The organism is Flavobacterium sp. KMS (assembly GCF_000813005.1).
Lineage (GTDB): Bacteria > Bacteroidota > Bacteroidia > Flavobacteriales > Flavobacteriaceae > Flavobacterium.
Window position 1 is genome coordinate 1 of sequence record NZ_JSYP01000026.1, and the last position, 19,351, is coordinate 19,351.

General features: G+C 30.3%; 23 protein-coding genes. 2 read left to right on the top strand and 21 right to left on the bottom strand.

What is annotated here, in order from left to right:
- On the top strand, nucleotides 1–479 hold a 479-nt coding region (locus tag OA93_RS25175; RefSeq protein ID WP_039115933.1), incomplete at its 5' end, for a hypothetical protein.
- 294 nt (nucleotides 480–773) lie between these two features.
- Here OA93_RS25175 and OA93_RS20775 read toward each other — a convergent pair.
- The 21 genes from OA93_RS20775 to OA93_RS20875 form a co-directional block, all read right to left on the bottom strand.
- On the bottom strand, nucleotides 774–1,181 hold the full coding sequence (locus OA93_RS20775) for a hypothetical protein (protein ID WP_039115934.1): 408 nt from the start codon (nucleotides 1,179–1,181) through the stop codon (nucleotides 774–776).
- Between the two features lie 182 nt (nucleotides 1,182–1,363).
- Nucleotides 1,364–1,834 (bottom strand): phage holin family protein, encoded by a 471-nt coding sequence (locus OA93_RS20780; RefSeq protein WP_039115935.1) that lies wholly within the window; start codon nucleotides 1,832–1,834, stop codon nucleotides 1,364–1,366.
- 18 nt (nucleotides 1,835–1,852) lie between these two features.
- On the bottom strand, nucleotides 1,853–2,320 hold the full coding sequence (locus OA93_RS20785) for a hypothetical protein (protein ID WP_039115936.1): 468 nt from the start codon (nucleotides 2,318–2,320) through the stop codon (nucleotides 1,853–1,855).
- A 104-nt stretch (nucleotides 2,321–2,424) separates the two neighbouring features.
- Nucleotides 2,425–4,722, bottom strand: coding sequence for a fibronectin type III domain-containing protein (locus OA93_RS24270; protein WP_052259552.1), 2,298 nt, complete (start codon nucleotides 4,720–4,722; stop codon nucleotides 2,425–2,427).
- A gap of 80 nt (nucleotides 4,723–4,802) precedes the next feature.
- The gene (locus OA93_RS20795; protein ID WP_039115937.1) at nucleotides 4,803–5,429 is read right to left on the bottom strand and encodes a hypothetical protein; all 627 of its coding nucleotides are present in this window, start codon (nucleotides 5,427–5,429) and stop codon (nucleotides 4,803–4,805) included.
- A 15-nt stretch (nucleotides 5,430–5,444) separates the two neighbouring features.
- Nucleotides 5,445–6,512 (bottom strand): hypothetical protein, encoded by a 1,068-nt coding sequence (locus OA93_RS20800; protein WP_039115938.1) that lies wholly within the window; start codon nucleotides 6,510–6,512, stop codon nucleotides 5,445–5,447.
- Nucleotides 6,513–6,714: 202 nt separating this feature from the next.
- A complete protein-coding gene (locus OA93_RS20805) occupies nucleotides 6,715–7,017 on the bottom strand; it encodes a hypothetical protein (protein ID WP_039115939.1) in 303 nt (100 codons plus the stop codon).
- Nucleotides 7,004–7,291, bottom strand: coding sequence for a hypothetical protein (locus OA93_RS20810; RefSeq protein ID WP_039115940.1), 288 nt, complete (start codon nucleotides 7,289–7,291; stop codon nucleotides 7,004–7,006). The genes OA93_RS20805 and OA93_RS20810 overlap by 14 nt, the downstream gene beginning before the upstream one ends.
- A 235-nt stretch (nucleotides 7,292–7,526) precedes the next feature.
- Nucleotides 7,527–7,859, bottom strand: coding sequence for a hypothetical protein (locus tag OA93_RS20815; protein ID WP_039115942.1), 333 nt, complete (start codon nucleotides 7,857–7,859; stop codon nucleotides 7,527–7,529).
- 4 nt (nucleotides 7,860–7,863) lie between these two features.
- Complete coding sequence (locus OA93_RS20820; RefSeq protein WP_039115944.1) at nucleotides 7,864–8,334, bottom strand: hypothetical protein; 471 nt, start codon at nucleotides 8,332–8,334, stop codon at nucleotides 7,864–7,866.
- Between the two features lie 4 nt (nucleotides 8,335–8,338).
- Nucleotides 8,339–8,821, bottom strand: a complete 483-nt coding sequence (locus OA93_RS20825; RefSeq protein ID WP_039115946.1) for a M15 family metallopeptidase — start codon at nucleotides 8,819–8,821, stop codon at nucleotides 8,339–8,341.
- A 388-nt stretch (nucleotides 8,822–9,209) separates the two neighbouring features.
- A complete protein-coding gene (locus OA93_RS20830; RefSeq protein ID WP_039115948.1) occupies nucleotides 9,210–9,824 on the bottom strand; it encodes a hypothetical protein in 615 nt (204 codons plus the stop codon).
- Nucleotides 9,825–9,887: 63 nt separating this feature from the next.
- Entirely contained in the window at nucleotides 9,888–10,502 is a 615-nt protein-coding gene (locus OA93_RS20835; protein ID WP_039115949.1) for a hypothetical protein, read from the bottom strand.
- A gap of 100 nt (nucleotides 10,503–10,602) precedes the next feature.
- Nucleotides 10,603–11,061 (bottom strand): hypothetical protein, encoded by a 459-nt coding sequence (locus OA93_RS20840; protein ID WP_131474514.1) that lies wholly within the window; start codon nucleotides 11,059–11,061, stop codon nucleotides 10,603–10,605.
- Nucleotides 11,062–11,578: 517 nt separating this feature from the next.
- On the bottom strand, nucleotides 11,579–12,193 hold the full coding sequence (locus tag OA93_RS20850) for a hypothetical protein (protein ID WP_039115953.1): 615 nt from the start codon (nucleotides 12,191–12,193) through the stop codon (nucleotides 11,579–11,581).
- Between the two features lie 11 nt (nucleotides 12,194–12,204).
- Nucleotides 12,205–14,487, bottom strand: a complete 2,283-nt coding sequence (locus tag OA93_RS20855; RefSeq protein ID WP_039115957.1) for a hypothetical protein — start codon at nucleotides 14,485–14,487, stop codon at nucleotides 12,205–12,207.
- A gap of 38 nt (nucleotides 14,488–14,525) precedes the next feature.
- Complete coding sequence (locus OA93_RS20860; RefSeq protein WP_039115960.1) at nucleotides 14,526–14,870, bottom strand: hypothetical protein; 345 nt, start codon at nucleotides 14,868–14,870, stop codon at nucleotides 14,526–14,528.
- A gap of 339 nt (nucleotides 14,871–15,209) precedes the next feature.
- Nucleotides 15,210–15,635: a hypothetical protein gene (locus OA93_RS20865; RefSeq protein ID WP_035684757.1), complete on the bottom strand. Its 426-nt coding sequence runs from the start codon at nucleotides 15,633–15,635 to the stop codon at nucleotides 15,210–15,212.
- A 140-nt stretch (nucleotides 15,636–15,775) separates the two neighbouring features.
- Nucleotides 15,776–17,107, bottom strand: coding sequence for a DUF2586 domain-containing protein (locus OA93_RS20870; RefSeq protein WP_039115962.1), 1,332 nt, complete (start codon nucleotides 17,105–17,107; stop codon nucleotides 15,776–15,778).
- Nucleotides 17,108–17,399: 292 nt separating this feature from the next.
- Nucleotides 17,400–17,579: a hypothetical protein gene (locus OA93_RS24955; RefSeq protein ID WP_039117084.1), complete on the bottom strand. Its 180-nt coding sequence runs from the start codon at nucleotides 17,577–17,579 to the stop codon at nucleotides 17,400–17,402.
- A 112-nt stretch (nucleotides 17,580–17,691) separates the two neighbouring features.
- Nucleotides 17,692–18,267 (bottom strand): hypothetical protein, encoded by a 576-nt coding sequence (locus tag OA93_RS20875; protein ID WP_039115964.1) that lies wholly within the window; start codon nucleotides 18,265–18,267, stop codon nucleotides 17,692–17,694.
- A 283-nt stretch (nucleotides 18,268–18,550) separates the two neighbouring features.
- Here OA93_RS20875 and OA93_RS20880 point away from each other — a divergent pair, with 283 nt between their 5' ends.
- Nucleotides 18,551–19,351, top strand: a complete 801-nt coding sequence (locus tag OA93_RS20880) for a S24/S26 family peptidase (protein ID WP_039116100.1) — start codon at nucleotides 18,551–18,553, stop codon at nucleotides 19,349–19,351.

Below are 19,351 nucleotides of genomic sequence, written 5' to 3' on the forward strand. Positions count from 1 at the left end.
TTAATTATAAAGTTAATGATAAAGGGAAATTTGAAATTGTCGATCAGTTTACCCCTCCTAATGAAGAAAAAATGTCATCTACAGATAGACTCGAATATATTATTAAAAAAACAACTCCAGTCAGTGGCAATGTAAATTTAAAATCATACTTAGAATCAGATGAGTTTACTTCTTCAAACACTACATTTATTGATGAAAAGGATGTGGAAAATATCTTATTTTCTAAAAGCCATTCAAGCAATGTGTACAAATTGTTTCATGACTCAATTGGAGAATATACTGATGATGATAAAGGCATAAATGTTTTAGGAAAAATAGTCAATACTGATAAAACATTGCTTATTTGTAATATAAGTGGAGCAGACCAAATTGGTATTATATTTATACTAAACAAAAATCACGAAATTACAGATTATAAAATTTTTAGTAGTGATCATCCGTCTGCTGATGAAAGTATATCTGGTTTGGTAAAAGAATAAAACACTACTTGATTATTTTTAAAGAAAAACATAGTTCAAAAATGTTACCACCAAATATTATGTTTCCAAGAAATTCTGAAAAGATCACATTTAAATATTATAACTTTAGAAAAACTAAAAAATCCTGTAAATAATCTTTACAGGATTTTTTTGTGGAATTCACTTGCAATCAAAACTCTTTTTTACTTTCAGAGAAATTTCATTAAAGTATTACAACTATTTCAATTCTATAAAACACCAATTTGTTAAACATTTTCTTAAGGCTGAATGCAATTTTTATTCATGATTTCTTTATCAATTTGTTTTTCTAAAAATTACCAAACCTTTATCTACCTCATCGGATTCTACAAACGAACTGTTTTCCTGATCAAATTGGATGGCAAAATCTGTTTGATAATCCAGAATTTCAAATTGCGATCCATCTCCAGAAAGAATTATACCCAAATACTCTTCTAAGATATTTACCTCTTTATCACAAATCAATTCATTACTAGTCAAGAACAGATCGTAACTTTTTAGTTCCCCATTCCTTTCTGCACTGAACGTCACTCTATAAATTTCTGCATCAAATAATCCCGAAGAAACTTCTTTATTTACAATATAAAAAGAATTACTTAAATCTATTATATTCTTTATTTTTTTTATCCTAAATACCCGTCTTAATGAATAAGGCTCCTCTTTAATTACTGTTTTTAATTTCATTGGTCATGTTATTCTTTGAAATTTTGAAAATATACAAACAGCATAATCTGCATCATTGATTGTAAATAATATGCGAAAATTTAATCTTTCTTTCTCCTTTATAAATCAAATTAATAAGAGATAGTATAGAAGTTGTTTAGTTATCTATACTATCTCTTTTATTTAATTGGATATTAATCGATTTATTTTTCTATATGATATTTTGGATCGATTGTAATCAAAACTCTTTTAAAGAGTTCTATCAAACGATTTCTTATTGACTTCAGAATCAAAGTCATTGCGTCAAAGTTTTCTACTTCTTTTTTTGTCTTTATAGCAATAATATTGCTAATTATCGAAATCCCATCACTAACAATCAGTAAATCCATTACTATGGTTACAAACCATTTAAAGTTGTAATTAAGTCCTTTACTCATTAATGCTAAAGCTGTTGGTATTAACAATACGGCTAACTTGGAAACAAATCCTAAAGCTAATTTTTTAAAACTAAACGGGTTATTTAATACTATGGTTTTGATAATGCCTAAAAAAGTATCCATTACCATTAAGTAAAACAACACTTTAACAATTTCTATATCCATTTCTAGGTAAATAAAAATCCCATAAAGTAATAGTTTTATTTCGTTTGAATATTCTGAAATTTTATGCATCATCGGTTTTTCTATTTTTTTTTAATCTTCTACTATAGATTTTTGAGCATGATTAAAATCAATTACTCCTAATAAGTTGGTAAACCTTTTTCCGAAAATTGATAATGTATTATCTCTTTCATTTTCTCCTAAATTATCGCTTATGGTTTCCTGAACCACACCAAATTTATTTGTAGAGGAAGCGATAATAAAGTTATCGTTTAATAATGCCCCAGCTACCATATTTCCGCTAATGTCGATACTCAAACTAAGTTTTCTTAAATAGCTTAAAAAACCATTCCATTTTATAACGGCATACATAAAACATATAGGATAAACACCTAAAGAACAAATCAATGCAAATAAAAAAAGGATCCATTCTGTATAATGTTTTTTTGAGATAAGTAAGGTTGGTAGTAATAAGGTTGCTATTGGCATCATTGTTAGTATTGTAATTAAAAGCCACAGCAATGCTGAAGCTGTAAAAATAAATTTCACAATTTTATTCATGTATAATCTTTTTTAGTTTAATTATTCTTTTAACAAATAATCTTTTGGGGCATAAAGTATGAAGCCCCAAAAAATTATTACATATTGTTATTTCTTATTCTCCTTTAATTCCCTGGAGCATTTGGATCCTTTGGATCTATTGGTTTACTATTGTGAACAACAATTCCCGAAATAACATAATTATCCACATTCTCAACATCTAATAATGCAACTTCTAGAGGCTCTTCTTTAAATAAGATTGATTCGATAGCTTTTGTCTTTCCAGTTTTATCAACCAATAGCATACTTTGTATTAAATTTTTCGCACATACATATTGAACATTTTCTCCATCTTGAGAAACTAATAATGGATGTTGCCCAGTAACTTTAATCACTATATCTGCTGTTATGATTTCGTAGTAATTTGGCTGTACACTTGTTTGTTTACTTACTACTGTTACTTCTGCTTTGGCAGCTTCATTTAATTTACCATTCCATAGCATGTAATCTCCTTCAGACTCATCAATTTCGTTCGGGAAAGAAAATCCTTGAAGTTTGTCTCCAACTACAATATTCTTTAATTTCTTTGCTTGTCCAGATGCCATTGTTACCAAAGATTCTACATCAAAACATGAATATTCTCCTTCTGTGGTTACTGAAACTTCAGGAGTAAAGTCAGATTTTTTTCCTGCAGTATCTATAGCTCTTACTTTAAAAAAATATGTTGTTTTTGCTCTACCAAGAACACTACGAGTGGTAGTGTCACCAGCATTTGTATGTGACGCAGTTTGTCCATAAGTTTCACCAGATTCTCTTTTAAATATCTCGTAGTAACTAACATTACCTGTTGAACTATTCCAACTAAGATTCATTAGATGCAAGTCTGTAACGTAGCAACTTAAGCCTGTTGGCGGAGCTATAACGATTACCGTTGTAGTTGTGGTTGCACTTACAGTTTTACTGACACCCAATTGTTTTCCAGCTGCATCTTGTGCTACAACATAAAAACTGTAAAATGTTCCTGCAGCCAATCCGGTAACATCATAGGAAAGAACATTCCCTACTGAGAATGGTAAAGCACCATTTATAGACACCAGATAATTAGCTACAGCTACGCTATCCGTAGATGCTGTCCAACTTAAAGTTACAGTTGTATTACCGATGTTCGATACCTCTAAATTTGTTGGGTTTGTTACTGCAGTTGTTCCTGTATATTCTATGAAATGAACTACTCTGTAGGGGTTCAATATTGAAAAATCATGACCAGCCCCAGCAGGTTCAGTAGATGAAGTTCTATCATTTACAGTTCCACCACCAATAGCGTATTCTCCTCCCTCATTATTTTCATTCCTATCAGATTTAATTGTATGACTATGTTCTGGAAGTTCATTAACTGTAATTTGTTTACGTTTTTGTCCAGCAGCATATCCTAGACCATTAAATTCAGTTTGTGTGATATCTAAACCAACTGGCATTCTTCCTCTTAACGGCACATATTCTTCCCATCCTTTCGGAAATGGTGCAGTTTTCCCCCAAATAGCAATCATTCCGATAGGTACTGTTGTTGCAGGTTGTTCTTCTAACTTTACGATACGATCAACAAGTGACTTGATTAATGTATTGTTCTTAATAACCTGATTTGAATCATCTAATACCAACAAAGAACTAGTAGAATCTGATGTATTTAAATTCTCTAAATATACTTTCCCTCCTATATTTGTATTCTGCCAATCTGAACCATAATTTAAAGAAAGATTAGTATTACTATTCACTATTGCTCTACCTAAAGTTGATCCCAATCTAAAATCTGTAACCCTTACATTGGCTGTAGCGCTTTCTTTTATGTCTAATTTTGATAATTTGTAAGAGCCCAAATCAAGATCTCCTTTCATTGCCTTTGATCCATCAAGCGGAAGATAGGTTTGATTGATTAAATCAATATCAGTTTCTATTGCCTGAAGATCTTTTACGGTTTTGAAATCTTTTAATTCATAATAATATACTGCTAATGCATCAGTGATTGGAGAAGGTACAGGACGATTTGCATAATCTTCCGGACTAATGTATTGGGCTTTATAATCAAAATAGGCATTTTGTACTACCCCTGTTCCGTATGTTAAACTTGTACCTGTTCTGGTAGTTTTTAAAAATCCAGTTGGAGTACCTTTTTCAATAGGATATAAAATTCCTTCCAGTATTTTCGCACCTGTTTCATCTTTAGGATCTTTTTCTTCTTGATGAATAATAGCCCAACCTTTCTTGTCGATCATTGCAGGGGCTACGATATAGTTTTTATTGGTCTTGATGCTTAAATGTCCTTTTAAGGCTTCGAATAACTCATGTCTGTAAGCGGTTTGAAGTCTTTCTAAAGTTTCTTGCTCCAGAGGAAATCCTCCTGAATGACTAAAATTTACTTGTTTCATTTTTATGTTTTTAAATGTCTATTATTTTTACTATTTTTTTTGAGATAAGAATACCTCTATTTTATATTTCAACTTTTAGTTTAATCTTTTACTGAATAAGAATAGGTCCCGTAACTTTTACCCGCCAGTTTATAAAAATTGAGTAGATTGTGGTATTCCATATTGGCTACGTTAATAGCATCCGTTTGTACAGATTGATCTTTGGCTGGCTGAACTGTTATTGTATTATTTGCTATTAAACTTTCGGGTATAAACACTCTAAAATTGGCATAATTTATTTGGGTATAATCCTTACGATGAGCGAGGTAAACAGGTTTATTGTTTCTTTTTTTATATTCATCATGTGTATATACTTTTAATTGCGGAATCATTAAAGTACCATCCGGTTCGTAGTATTCTTTGTGAAGATATACATACTGTATAGTGGGCTTAACCGATTCGTCTATATAAATTAATTCTTCTAATCGTTTTTCTTCTATACTTAAATTAGGATTGTAATTTTTAGTTGGATTATAAGTTTCATTCAGTACTTTTTCCAGATAAATGACCTGTCCTGTATGCTGCATTTTATACAGCGTTTCTTCATAAATGGTACGAAGAGGCGTCAACAAAACATTAAGCCAATCAACATGAGTTTTTTTCCTAAGAATTGGAGGAATAAGCCATAACAGCAACTTTTCCCATTTTAAAACAGTGTATTTATTCATTGTATATATATTAGACTATTGTTTATCTCGGTAAAATGTGTAAGGGATGTAGTTTACCTCAACCTGAAGTGTATCCATGTCAAAATAACCTGCGTTTGGAATAAAATATTCAATCTTGGTTGCATCCTTAAAAATAGGATCTACTTTGTCGTTAGGATTTTTTGCCCAAGCAGTTTCAACTTTACTTAGTATTGGAATTTTAACTCCTTGTGCTTTCTGAATAGCGTCTACCAGGTATGTTTTTACAAAAGCTCCATTAAACTCAATATTTTTTAAATGATTTTTAATGGCATCTAAAACTGGAAACACCGTATTATTATTTAAGATTAATGATCCGTTTCTTGAATCGAATTTATAATTATCCAATTCGTATTGTTCTTCTGGTGTTAAAGGTTTGTTTGAAATTTTTGATTGGTAATATTCAATATCTTTTGGGTTGATAAAAATGCTCAAAGGATCGATGTAAACATTCAAACTTAATTTCAGGTTATCTCCTTGGTCAGAAGTGATATGCACTTGATTTCCTGCATCTTTAATTTTTGCGATGTATTCTTTAAAAGCAAAAAGTTCGTTTGGAACGTCGATTCTCGAGATTTTATCCTCTTTTACAGTGGCAACTTTTATAAAAACAACTCCAACTTTATTGTGGAAATAATCAGAGAAAATTTCTTCTATTTCTTCTATTTTTTTATTTCGTTTAAGGACAGTTTCTAGATCAATTTCGCTTACTGCACAATGCTTTATAATTTTTGAATCTTCAATTTGTTTTTCATCTAGATTTGTGGTGTCAAATTGATAAGAGCCATCTTTCCAGATCAGCGACATTTCGTTACTCGAATCTGGATCTAGTGGTGCGCCATAATGAAAATTCAAAGCCTGTTCTCGATACCAGTTTAACGTATGAGGCCTCGATATAAGGGCATTTTTTTCGACTATTTTTTCGTGTATCCAGATAGCTGTAGCCACTATATTGATCCAAAGTTTCCAAATCGCAGCTTTTGATTCTGTTAAGCCGTTTAGGGAGGCTTGTTTCCCTTTCTCAATCAGAATTTCGTTCTGTATTTCAGCAATTGTACGTGCCATATTTTAATTTTTTAATATAGTTTAGCCTGTAAGACATGTGTAATATGCTTATAGAAAATTGTTTATGTTTTTTTTGTAAATACTACTGAGATGTAGCTTTCTTTTTAGAGAATTCTAAAAGAGAAGATTTAAATGTGAAATTTCAGTCAGTTTGATTGTTCATAACTGATGCTTCGGGTAATTAAAACAAAGAACTTTTTTATTAATAAATGATAAAATCATCTTCAATTATCATATAATCAATTCCGGAGAAGTCATCCAGTAAATACTGTTCTTCATCTGAAATAGAAGTTGCAGGCTTTAAGTTTCTGGAATTGTAGTATTCAACAATATCCTTTTTAAAGGCTTCACGGCCTATTTTTAAATCTTCGTAAACAGAAATATCATCTGTAATATTAAATTTTTCATTGTCTTCTAAAATATCAAATACTTTTTCTATACTTCCATATTCTTGCAAAGAGATGTCAAAAATGTTTTGGTTTTCTTGTGGTTTAATAGTTCCCATCGATTTTAATGTTTTGTAAATCGTTAACATCTAATGTTTTTACATTAAAGTTGTCATACGATAATTGTTTATCTATTTCGTTTTCTAATCTTAGCCTGGATGTTGCATCTGGACTATTCATGTATTTTTTTATTCCTACTCCAAGAATAGGAAACTCTTTATAACTCCCTTTCTGGCTTAATAATAGATGCTCTATATTTTGCTGATCTGCATCTTTAATAGCAAAATCTCCATTTGTAATTAACAAGTCTTCATCTATGATAAAATCTTTCATATGTCGTTATTATTTGTTCTTTTATTAATTAATTTCTTCTTTTGAATTTGCGCGCCATACTCAAAAGATGATGTCTTATTTGATACTGTAAAAATACGCTATGCTTTGCCTTTAACCAAGATTTTAAAGGTTGGGAATCAGTAGTTTCAGTAAGTTAAAATTCAACAACAAAAACCTAATTATCAATAACTTAAACCCATTACGTAATTGTTTTACAAGTTAAAAAATAACCTTTTTATGCGCCTGGAATAATCATATCGATAATCACTTTAAAAATTACTTTTATAATATTATTTTTAAGAGTATTCAGTTTTATTTTTGATATTCCAGTAGTTTGAAGCGCCTGTAATGTCATTAAATCCAGTTGACTTTTTAGCAGCCATTCTAATTCTTCTTCGGTTAAATCTCCAGTAGAGAAAAGAATCATCCAACGTTCTAGTTTTTCCTTTGATATCACTAAAAATGCGTTTAAATCTTTCTCTAATTCCGATTTGTAGTCTTTGTAACTTTTTGTTATAATAGTTTTTAGTTTGCTTTTTAACTCTTCTATTAATTGATCGTTATTCATAACTTTAGGTATTACTGTTAATTAAATATAAAAGTGCATCCTTTGATTCTTTGTCTTTTTTAATTTCATATTGAATGAGTAAATCCAAAGCATCTAAAACCTGTTTTCTAGACTCCTGTATAAAAACTGGAGATAAAATCCCTTTCGTTTCCCAACGTTTGAAGAATCCTGCCAAAAGATTTTTTTCTTTATCATTTAAAGCCTTCCACATCGCAAATGTGATTTCGTTATTGGGCTTGATTTTTTCATATTCAGTCAATTTTTCGATGTTCAGGAATAAAGCTTCAACTTCTAATTTCTGATTAGTATAAGGAGAAATCGCTTTATCCATTAATCTGGAAGTTTCATCTTTTATCTCAATCGCTTTTCGATAAGAATAAGGGTCGAATTGGGCCGTTTTAGTTGATGTGCATGAGATAATTGCAAAAAAAATAGCAATTAGAAAAATTAGATGTTTTAATTTCAAATGTTTCATCTGTTTATTTGTATAAGATTACATAGTTTTTTCTGTCACGTTTTAGTTTACTGAGTACTTTCCAGTCGCTATATCCTTTTTTATCAAAGTGCGGAAGATCTTTAAAGGTTTTCCAATCTCCCCCCCAGTTCCAGTTGTATTTCTTGAAAATTTTTACACATTCCTGCCAGTCCGAGATTCGGTCATCATCCCAGTCTTTTGCAGTATCCCACGAAGCCGTTTTACCGTCTATAATGAGGCAAATGTCTACCGCAAAGCCATAATTGTGAATAGATTGACCTCCTTTGGCATTTGTTACTTTTTTTCCAGGTTTCGTTCTGCCAAAAGCATAAAGATCTTCTTGTTCCTGAAAAGTTCTGAGACTTTGTGTAACGCGCACTTTAGCTCGTTTGGTTAATGCCATATCGCATTCCTCAATGATTTTAGTAACTTCTTCCCTAACCGAAGGATGCAGTAAATCAATGTGTTTTTTTGTTGTTTGATCCATATTTGTATTTATTAAAGATTTCAAATTTTAAGCATAAAAAGCCTTTCTAATTGTTTGAAGACAATCAGAGTTTGTAGTATTTGATAAGATTATTGGTGTTGTAAATTTATTTAAGACTAAAACAATTGCTTAAGTAAATCCTGAAAATGTTGTTTTTTTGTGATTGCAATCTTGATGGAATAAGTGCTTTTAATTATACTGTAAAAATACGCCTAAATAGCGTGTTATAAAAATAATATCAAATTGTAAATCAGTAGTTTCAGTATAGAATATTATACTTTTAATGGTTTTATTTTTATAGACAAAAATTAAAATTAAAGAAAAAAATCCCGTTTTTCTAATTAAGAAAAACGGGATTGCAATGAAAAGAAAATATTTTAAGAATCAATTACCAAATCATAACATACAATATCACTTTGTCTTCATTTATATTCAATTTTATGCTGTTTTTAGTAATTTCTAACGAAGCTATTGGACTGTCTTTTACTTCATAAAGTAATACCTCATCTTTTTCAGTTTTGGTATATTCTTTGCCTTCTAAAGCTTTGTCGATGACGTGAATTGGAACCTCTTGATTAAACTCCAGGAAAAGATTTTGCATATAATATTCACTCTTCCAATATTTCTCAATAATTTCCTCATCCGAATATTGTTCACTATGATATTGGGAAATCATACCAATAACTTCTGTTCTGGAAAAATTATAAGAGTCATATTTTGTTTCTGTAATAATTCTTCCTTTTTTATTGGTGTAAGATTGTAAAACCTGATCTTTTGAATCTAAGGAAATAATAGATTCAAATTTATCTCTAGCATATTTATCTTTATATATATATATCATTAGATATACCAATTCTTCAAAAGAGCAGGTTTTAGCATAATCTTCAAAATGTCTTTCATCCCAATCAACCTTATCGTAATATAGTTCTTTTCTATTCAGATAATTTTCTTCTGTATGTTCTAGATTAAAATATAAAAAATCTAGTTTTGGTAAGTTGGTCATAGTTCTTTTAGATGATGTAAAGGGAATTAGAAATCTGATTAAGTGCAACAAACTTTAAATCAATTACCAAATCATAACATATAATATTACTTTCTCTTCATTGATATTTAATTTTATACTGTTTTTAGTAACTTCTAGTGAAGCAATAGGACTATCTTTTACTTCATAAAGTAGTACGCCATCTTTTTCAGTTTTGGTATATTCTTTTCCTTCTAAAGCTTTATCGATGATATGAATTGGAACTTCTTTATTGAATTCTAAAAAAAGATTTTGCATATAAGATTCACCTCGCCAATATTTCTCGATAATTTCATCTTCTGTATATTCTTCGCTATGAAATTGAGAAATCATGCCAGCAACATCTTTTCTCAAGAAATTATTAAAGATATATTTATTTTCACTTATACCTCTTCCCTTTTTATTGGTATGGGATAATAAATTTTGTCTTTCATAATCTAAAGAAATAGCAGAATCAAATATACTCCTAGGGTATTTATCTTTATAGATATAAATCATTAAAAAAATCAATTCTTCAAAAGAGCATACCTTAACATAATCTTCAAAATGTCTTTCATCCCAATCCACAGTATCATAATATAATTGCCTATTGTTCAAGAAATTATCTTCTGTGTGCTCTAGATTAAAATACAAGAAATTTATTTTTGGTAAATTGTTCATATTTTTTTATTTGGTGAATTTATTAAATCCACATAGAGATTATAAATGTATCTTGTAATTACTTAGAATAGTTGAAACCCAAATTTTGTATTTAAAATTATTAGATAACTCCCAATTCCATTTCTCCAATAGAACTATACCAAAAATCTGTATTAACGTCATCTTTATCTATAGCCAATAATCTGTTTTTTAATTCCAGAGCATATTTTTCATGATGTAAATGGTATTGTCCTAGCGTTTGAGGTATCTTTACTTCCTTTCTGAAACGTTCGTATGAGTATATATATTCAAGATAGGTTTTTAGATTTTTATTGATACTATACGTTCTTATCCCTTCTCGATAATGAGTCCTTCCAATTATTTTTTGAGTTTCGATGTCAATGCATAATCCAAATAATTCATTAATGTAAGTATTTTTAGTGCCTATTTTTAAATATTTTTCATCTAATAATTCGACATTTCCAAGGAACTCATAGTCTCCACCAAAAGTATTATGATTTGGTAATCCAATATTGTATAGAATATCTGATGTTTCTTTTGAAACATACTGGTTAATCATATCATTGTTTGCGAATAGTACTAAGCTATTTGAAAAATATTCTTGAATTTCTGTTAAGTTCATTTTGTTTGATAAGTCTTGGTTAATTTTATTCAGCGCCTCGAAACAACACTCTAAGCATTATTACTTCATTCTAGAAATTTATCAAAATATAAAAACATTTTGCCTAAAAACATTAAACTAATGATAAGAAAAATAAAAGAAAAAACCAGATAACTTTTACTTTTAAAAACTCTAAGAAAGACAAAAAATAAACATCCAAAAAGAATACTAGTGATTACATACAACATTTTTAAGAATGCTACAATATCACCGTCAATGACTATTAAATCTCCTTCATTGACAGTGTATGGACTAATAAAATAGCTGACAATAAAAAGAAAAAATCCAATAAAAATTAATATTTTCATTATGGTTTTCATACATCAATAGTTGTAATTATAATAAAAATATAAGTTATGTCTTTTTAAACAATTGTTTATTGTTTTGTATTCATAAATAAAAAACTTAAAATCAATTAGTATATTGAAACATATAATATTACTTTGTCTTCATTTATATTTAGTTTAATACTGGTTTTAGCAACTTCTAGCGAAGCAATAGGGCTATCTTTTACTTCGTAAAGTAATACATTATCTTTTTCTACTTTTGTATATTCTTTTCCTTCTAAAGCTTTGTCGATGATATGAATTGGAACTTCTTCGTTGAATTCTAAAAAAAGATTTTGCATATATGATTCACCTCGCCAATATTTTTCTATACTTTCTTCATCTGAATATTCTTCTTCGTGATGTTCAGTACTCATTGCGATGACGTCTTCTCTTAAGAATTTATAATGGGAAAATTTATTTTCACTTATTGTTCTTTTATTTTTACTGATAAAAGAAAGTAAATTTTCTTGCTTAGAGTCTAATGAAATCGCAAAATGAAATACACTTCTTGGATATTTATCTTTATAGATATAAATCATTAAATAAACCAATTCTTCTAAAGAACATCTCCTGATATAATCATCAAAATGATTTTCATCCCAATCAAATTTGTCATAATATAGCTGCGTATTTGTTAGATAATTTTCTTCTGTACGATCAAGATTAAAATATAAAAAATCTAATTTTGGTAAATTGTTCATTGTTGTTTATTTTATTTTGTGAATTTAGTATATTCTATATAATCTCCAAACTGTTCTAATAAGGTTTCAGCATAAAACTGTGCCATTTCTATATTATCTCCGCCATCTATATATCTAGTCGGATGCAATGTTGGGTATTTTGATTGCATTTTAGCCCCTGCTTTTTTCATAATTTTTATATAAGTATCAGTGTTTTCTAAAGGATAGCTATTAACTCTTTTTAGACTGTAATCGATACCAGAACTTCCTACAGCACGTAGTTCTTTAAAATTATATTTAATAGCTATGAGTATGTCTGATGGGCTCAATGCTGAATTGCCAAAATGGTTGTGTGTTAGTATTAAGTCACCGGCTTGTCCACCATTTTTCAAAATTTGTTGCCTTGCTTTGAGAACTTGAATACGTTCAATTTTTAAACTAGCCTTTTCAATACCACCAAACTTATCAAAAATTGCTTTTCCATTTTTATCAAAAAACATTCCGAATTCCTTGTCTAAAACCCTAATTTCATCTTCAATCTCTTGTACTTTTGGAAAATTTCCAGTAAGATCATCAAGTTTACTTGAAATCTTTGCAAGCTTTGTTTCTAGTCTTTGAAATTCATTTATTATTTTTTCAGCATCCTCAATTTTCTCTTCTAACTTTAAAGCTTCATCCGTGTATCCAGCATCTCTAAGTACTTTTGCTCCTTTTCTACCTTTTTTAACTAAATTAATTAATCCTTCTAATCCAAAAGTGGTAATATCAACGGCAATACTTATTTTTGTCCAATTGTCTACCAACCATTCTAAATCATTTTGTATTAATATTTGTTTTGCCTTGTCATTAAGCATTGCCATTTCTGCAGCTTCCTTTGTAATTTCTATATAAGCCAGGGTTACGGCAAGTTGGCTTCCACCAACAACAATTACTCTTAAAGCAGATGCAACTCCCAGAATTGAAGTAGTAAGACTTACTAGTTCCCAAAACTGCTTGTTGTTTTCTTGCTCAGAAAGATGTAATAGCATTAAAATGGTTTCGGTTTTTTCAATGAATTCTCCAGGTTTCTGTCCTGTTGTTGTTAACGAAGCCAAATGCATCGGGTTCCCATAACGAATTGGCATTGTGAGATATTTTTTAGGCTCAGATCCTATATCTTTATCTAAAGGAAAAAAATCATCCCAAAACTTATCCCAAGTTAATCCATTGACAGATTCTATATATATTCTACCTGTTTCTAATCTTGTAGTATTTAAAAAGATGTCTTTAAAAATAAAAGAATCCTTAGAACTCACATATGCTTTATTAACTTCAGGACCGCCTTGGTTGCCATAATTTGTTGCCAGTTGGTGAATTAATTTTAAAAACTCGTTTCTTATACTTTTACCTGAATCGTATATTTGTAGAACCTTTTTAGGTCTTTGTTCTAACCATTTATAAAGTTTTTTCCCATCCTGTTTGTTTAGAGCTTTCAGAATGTTTATAATTCCTTGATCTTCATCACGTCCTCCTAAATCAAAAATATTTTGATTTAAAAGAATATCAAGATCTTGATAGAGTTGTTTGTTTGTTTTTAAGGATGCCAAAATGAAATACGGTATTACCTCATAAATGACATCTAATTTGTCTTTGTCATTTCCTGCTGCGGCTATTGCAGTTCGGTAATATTGAGTAATTACTTCTTTAAATTTCTTTAAATCATAACCTATAAACTCTGCTAAAAATTCCATCCCTTCGTAACTATCAGTTTCAAATCTAAGAGCCAAATTTTTTTGAAGATCGAAAATATCTAAAAGAAAGAAAGTCTTTACTGAAAAAGACACTTTAAATTCAATATTTTTTAGATCAACAATAGCTTCAAACTGATGACGATTACAACTAATTGTATATCCTTTAATAGTTCCATTAAAATTTAGAGGAGCATTTTTAGGAAAAGAGTCTAATTTTAACTTTTGTGCTTTATTGCCTATATTTTTTTTGATCCAAAGTAATATAGAAACTAATGGCGATATTGGTGCAACGACAACTACTTCCTCTAAAGCACTTGCATAAGTATATTGATAATGATTTTCATTATTTAGAATATAACGATCGCCTTTTAATGTAATTTCATCAGGTTTTTTAGGATCGTTTGCATATTTTGCATCAAGTTCTTTGGCTGTTGCATAATGATCTTTAAGAAGTTTTTCCCATTCACCCGAATTTTCATCATCTTCTTTTTGCTGACGCCAAATGCCTAGCATAATTTGCCTGAACCGGGCCATTTCAGAAGCACTGGTATCTTTTAGCTCTATAGTATGGTTTTTAATAATCATTAGGATAGTTTTTTTATGGGTAGGCAAAAAGGTATTTGCTATAGTATTTCGACTTTAACAGGTTTCGGCTGGATATGATCTGAAAATGCTGTAGTAATATTGAGGCGTAAATCGTCCTCTTGTTCAATTTTGGCATCTCCGCCTAGATAACAGTTTTTGAATAATACTTCAAGGGCTTTAAATTCATCCATTTTTGAAGCTTGCAATACAGCTGAACGAATGGCAATATCCGGTTTTTTGAAATAGGCAAACAAAGTCATTTCGTCGTCATCTGCAATGGTCAGTTTAACTACTTTTTTATGTTTGTATTTCCATTGGTTTAACTGAGCCTGAGTAATATTTCCGTCAAGGACATCTGCGGTTTTTGAAATTGTTTTTTCCATTGTAAAAGGTTTTATTTTTTATGATTGATGAGTTGAATTCTGATGTAATGATTTTTTATAAGTCATTGAAATGAGAATTATTTCGTTGACTGAATGATAAAAAAAGAGGCTGCCTGAGGTATTGTTTTGGAGTTGAATATTCTCGAAGCGGCCTCTTGAAGAAGATTCCCTTTCTAAAAACGGACTAATAAAGAGCTTGTAGAATAAGTTTGCAGACAAAAATCATGTTCCTTGAACTCCTTTTTTGTATAACGCAATTGATAATGGTTATCTCTTTTTAGTCGGTTTTATAGACAGAAAATAGGGTATTATGGTTTTAGTAGTAGTAATTTATGTAGATTAATTCCACTCAACGTGAGAACAGATCAAGTCAAAAGAAACCGCGATTTTAGTGTCTCCTTGACTAATTCCTCTGCTGTTTGAGTTAAATTCGCAGTTTCTTACCGTGTGTGTAATTACTTCATTACTGTCGTCCAGGTAACTTACAATGATGCTGAAAGGGTTGATATCCTGTAATCTTTGTCCTTTTGGTAAAGCAGCTAAAATAGCTTCTACCTCGTAGTTGTATAAAGTGATCGAAGCTTTTGCCTCATACTTCCCTCTACCCCTGTGCACTGGCATATCTCCAGCTCCGTAATGGTTTTCTTTAGATACTGAGTCGCTATAGTTTACAGCTGTAATTCCGGTAACGATGTTACCTGCAATACTTACTTCGATAGATGACCAGCTGTGTTGTTGTCCGTTAATTAATGGTAATTTATTCATATGTAGCTTTGTTTATTTTTTAATGATCTTTTTAACGATCTGGAACTATCACCTTATTCATTTGCATTTACAGTAAATGAATAAGTGCGATATAATTGGTGAATTTTTATGTTTTTTTGAATTATATTAAATTCAGTAAATTATGCTTTGTCGATTCCAAAAGGATTTTTAAATCCTAAATCGACCATAATTTTGCGGGCAGTTCCAATTGGAGTAATTTCAGCTTTTACTTTTAATTCTGAAGTTGCCAAAATATTTTGTTTTGGATCTACATAAACATCAAAAGCTGATACTTCTTGGTTGGCAACCATTCCTTCTAAAGCGCTTCTGCATAATCCTTCAAAGTTTTTTGAAACTGATTGTGGTAATTTGCCGTCAATATCTACTAAAACCGGAGAAGCTAATTTTGGTAATAAAGCGGTACGCAATAAACGAGTTGCCTTGTTAATAGTACGGTTGTTTTCGACATAAGCAAAGTCTGATGTACCTAGAGTACAAGTATGACTGTCGTTAAAATAAACACCTGGCAAACCAGTATGTGTTTTTGCGAAAATGTATCTTTTTTCGTTTAGTTCGCTTAAAGTTCCAAGAGTTTTAATTTCTTGTCCACCAATAAAACCAGCTTTAGAGAAACCTTCACCAGTAAGGTTAAACTTTTCAACCCAAGCAATATTTTCAGATACTTTTGCTTTAGAGATAGCACCTAATGCTAAACCAACTGCAGCGGTATTTTTGTATACATCTTTAAAAATGAACTCAAGAACAGCTCCATTTTCTTTTTTAAGGCCATCAGCAGTACTCACATTATAAACATTTAAGGAACCTTCTACTGCAACTAATTTTTCGCTAGCAGCTAAAGCATAAAGTTTGTCATCTGCCGTTGTAGTGCCTTTTTGAAATAACTTTTGTTCAAATGCTTTTTCAACATCCATAGCTACAACTACAGATACGTTTTCTGCGTTTAATTCAACTAAAGAAGTAGCTAATTTAGAATCAAAACCTTTCCCTTCCAGAATAACTTCAAAAGGCATAAAATTCGTATAAGCAAGTTCCGTTTGTGTTTTTGCTGCTGCAATTGCGGCTTCTGTTTCTCTGAATCCTGTTGCTGTAGAAGAGATAATTGCCATTTGGCGAATGTTTCCATTGGCTTTTTCTTGCATGTCTAATGCTTTTCCTGCAATGTTTGCGTAAGATGTAGCTGTTGTTCCCATAATGTACAAGTCACCAGAAGGATTCATTCTAAAAAATTGTTGGATTTGATAATGAGCGGATTGCCCATTTACATCATAATCAGCTGTAATTCCTAATGCTTCGGCATCTTCTAAGGAAGCCAGACGCTCTATTTTATCTAATGCTAATTTTGCAGTTGAAGCTCCATCAAAAAGTAATCCTGAAACCATGTCTTGTTCTGGATTTCTTCTTCCTAATCCGCCTGATAGTTTGTTAATCACTACATCGTTTAATGTACTCATAATATAAAATGTTAATTGTTTAAAAAATTGTTTTTGTTAAAAAAAGGGCAAAAGAATGGCTGCTACAAGTTCCTAAACTTGTAATTATCTACGATTTATCTTAAAATGGTATTTGTAATTTAGAATCCAAAAAATAAGATGACTCTTTTTGGACGGTTTTAAAAACTGGTCTTTTAATTGGATTTTGCTCTTGGCCAAGAGATAAATTTGCTTTTGCTAGCGAGTACAAATTTAAGGCTCAAGATTGCTTTTTCCAATTTTTCAGATTATCAAAGCCAGTAGTTTCAGTGGTTTAAGCTCTGGCCTCTGTAGCGAGTCCTTCATTTATAATAGTATAAATGGTGCGTTCTGTTAAGAACAAAGTGTCTGAAAGTTCAGACACAACAACTTTCATTTGTTTAGCTTGATTTCTATTTAGGTAGTTGATCACAAAATCTCTCCTTTTGTCTAATAGTGTTCTGCTTCTCTTCATATTTTAGGTTTAAATAGTATGGGTTAATTATTATTTAGATTTGTATCCTATTGTAATTTTATCTCATATAATTATTTGTGAATATCACCTGTTAAATTATAGACCGTTCAAATTAAGAGCTGGTTTTTAAATCAATATCTCCCTTAACCTGATTTGGGTTTATCCCTATTATTCCAGTAGTTAAGTTATACCCCAGCTCTTCTAATTCTTCATTACTTAATCCATTATTGAAAAGAATATATTTCTTCTTTAAAATATTTTCTATTAATGTAGTTTTATAGGTTATCTCCCAAATGAAATAATCGTTCTTATCCCAGTAAACTTCTTGATTATTACATTGCTTTTCTTTTATCTTAAAGGTTGAATTGGTATCTATAAAGGCATTGTTATTACTTGTAGATAATATAGCCTTGTCTATGCGATGTGCAATTTCGAATGCTTCTTCATAGCTTGTAGAAGAAATAGTTCCAACTGGCAGTACGACGTAAAGGCAAAATGATACATCTGCTTTGTAATTTTTTTCAGAGGATGTCTCCCAAGAAATAGTATCGTATTTAAACATTACTATCGGTGCTGTAATCGTAGTTTTAAAAACAGCATCACTGTAAAGATGTACTGCTGGCGCATTAGAAATGAACTCTTTTTCGATAGCGCTTTTTTTCTCGTTATAAAATTCTTTTAAAATCATATGGTGGATTGTTTGTTTGACAAATATACAACATATGTTTTAAAATATCCAACATATTGCCATAAAAAAAGCAGTGATTTCAGTAATATGATTTATTTTTTTTTCTCTACATTAGAGTATTACAAGAATAAAAACACCATAATCACCTTTAAAATTAGAAGTTACACAAAAAATTTATATCAGAATGCTATTATTTATTATATATTTTTTAGCTTTGCAACATATAGTGGAATACCTTGCAAACAGCAAAACATATTACACAAACAATAAATGCAATTACAACATGGAAATACATACTAAAATAAAACGTATTATAGATGAGATGAAGTTAAACAATAACTCATTTGCTAAATTAATAGGTGTAACCAGCACAACAATAGATAGTATCACTATTGGAAGATTGCAATCTGATGGACAGAGAAAAAGAACAAAGCCAGGTTTTGATTTACTACAAAGTATAATTACACATTGCAATGTGAATCCGGAATATTTCTTTGGAGAAAGTGATGCCATTTTTGTTAATAAAACGAACAATGAAGTTGGTTTAAATTTACCAAAGATTATAACAGTAAACGAAGACGGAGAAGAAAACATCAATTTTGTGGGAGTAAAAGCCCGTGCAGGTTATTTAGATGGCTATTCTGATCCGGAATACATGGAAAGCCTTCCTTCATTTAGTATGCCAATGCTAAAAAACGGAACTTATAGATGTTTTGAAATAAAAGGAAATTCGATGTCAACAACCATACATGACGGAGATTATCTCTTTGGCAAATATGTCGATAATTTTGATGATATTCTTGATGGAAGAATTTATGTTATTATCAGTAAGAATGATGGAGTGGTTGTAAAAAGGGTCCTGAACAGAATTAGAGAAAGCGGAAAATTAATCCTGAAGTCTGACAACAGAGATGGAAATTATCCAATGTATTCTATTTATGCCGAGGATATTCTCGAGGTTTGGTACGCGAGTATGTATGCTTCTAAACAAATGCCAGATCCTATTAATATTTATGAAAAGATTCATGATCTAGAAAGTAAATTCTATGAAATGGAAGAGGCTTTGAGAAAGAAACTGAATTAG

Bases quoted from the DNA above. Each gene is read 5' to 3' on its own strand.
- OA93_RS20830 (WP_039115948.1), bottom strand. From the start codon at position 9,824: ATGACCAACTTACCAAAACTAGATTTTTTATATTTTAATCTAGAACAT.
- OA93_RS20810 (WP_039115940.1), bottom strand. From the start codon at position 7,291: ATGAAAGATTTTATCATAGATGAAGACTTGTTAATTACAAATGGAGAT.
- OA93_RS20860 (WP_039115960.1), bottom strand. From the start codon at position 14,870: ATGGAAAAAACAATTTCAAAAACCGCAGATGTCCTTGACGGAAATATT.
- OA93_RS20835 (WP_039115949.1), bottom strand. From the start codon at position 10,502: ATGAACAATTTACCAAAAATAAATTTCTTGTATTTTAATCTAGAGCAC.
- OA93_RS20815 (WP_039115942.1), bottom strand. From the start codon at position 7,859: ATGAATAACGATCAATTAATAGAAGAGTTAAAAAGCAAACTAAAAACT.
- OA93_RS20870 (WP_039115962.1), bottom strand. From the start codon at position 17,107: ATGAGTACATTAAACGATGTAGTGATTAACAAACTATCAGGCGGATTA.
- OA93_RS20800 (WP_039115938.1), bottom strand. From the start codon at position 6,512: ATGGCACGTACAATTGCTGAAATACAGAACGAAATTCTGATTGAGAAA.
- OA93_RS24955 (WP_039117084.1), bottom strand. From the start codon at position 17,579: ATGAAGAGAAGCAGAACACTATTAGACAAAAGGAGAGATTTTGTGATC.
- OA93_RS20855 (WP_039115957.1), bottom strand. From the start codon at position 14,487: ATGATTATTAAAAACCATACTATAGAGCTAAAAGATACCAGTGCTTCT.
- OA93_RS20780 (WP_039115935.1), bottom strand. From the start codon at position 1,834: ATGATGCATAAAATTTCAGAATATTCAAACGAAATAAAACTATTACTT.
- OA93_RS20875 (WP_039115964.1), bottom strand. From the start codon at position 18,267: ATGATTTTAAAAGAATTTTATAACGAGAAAAAAAGCGCTATCGAAAAA.
- OA93_RS20805 (WP_039115939.1), bottom strand. From the start codon at position 7,017: ATGGGAACTATTAAACCACAAGAAAACCAAAACATTTTTGACATCTCT.
- OA93_RS20880 (WP_039116100.1), top strand. From the start codon at position 18,551: ATGGAAATACATACTAAAATAAAACGTATTATAGATGAGATGAAGTTA.
- OA93_RS20850 (WP_039115953.1), bottom strand. From the start codon at position 12,193: ATGAACAATTTACCAAAATTAGATTTTTTATATTTTAATCTTGATCGT.
- OA93_RS20820 (WP_039115944.1), bottom strand. From the start codon at position 8,334: ATGAAACATTTGAAATTAAAACATCTAATTTTTCTAATTGCTATTTTT.
- OA93_RS20775 (WP_039115934.1), bottom strand. From the start codon at position 1,181: ATGAAATTAAAAACAGTAATTAAAGAGGAGCCTTATTCATTAAGACGG.
- OA93_RS20825 (WP_039115946.1), bottom strand. From the start codon at position 8,821: ATGGATCAAACAACAAAAAAACACATTGATTTACTGCATCCTTCGGTT.
- OA93_RS20785 (WP_039115936.1), bottom strand. From the start codon at position 2,320: ATGAATAAAATTGTGAAATTTATTTTTACAGCTTCAGCATTGCTGTGG.
- OA93_RS20795 (WP_039115937.1), bottom strand. From the start codon at position 5,429: ATGAATAAATACACTGTTTTAAAATGGGAAAAGTTGCTGTTATGGCTT.
- OA93_RS20865 (WP_035684757.1), bottom strand. From the start codon at position 15,635: ATGAATAAATTACCATTAATTAACGGACAACAACACAGCTGGTCATCT.
- OA93_RS24270 (WP_052259552.1), bottom strand. From the start codon at position 4,722: ATGAAACAAGTAAATTTTAGTCATTCAGGAGGATTTCCTCTGGAGCAA.
- OA93_RS20840 (WP_131474514.1), bottom strand. From the start codon at position 11,061: ATGATTAACCAGTATGTTTCAAAAGAAACATCAGATATTCTATACAAT.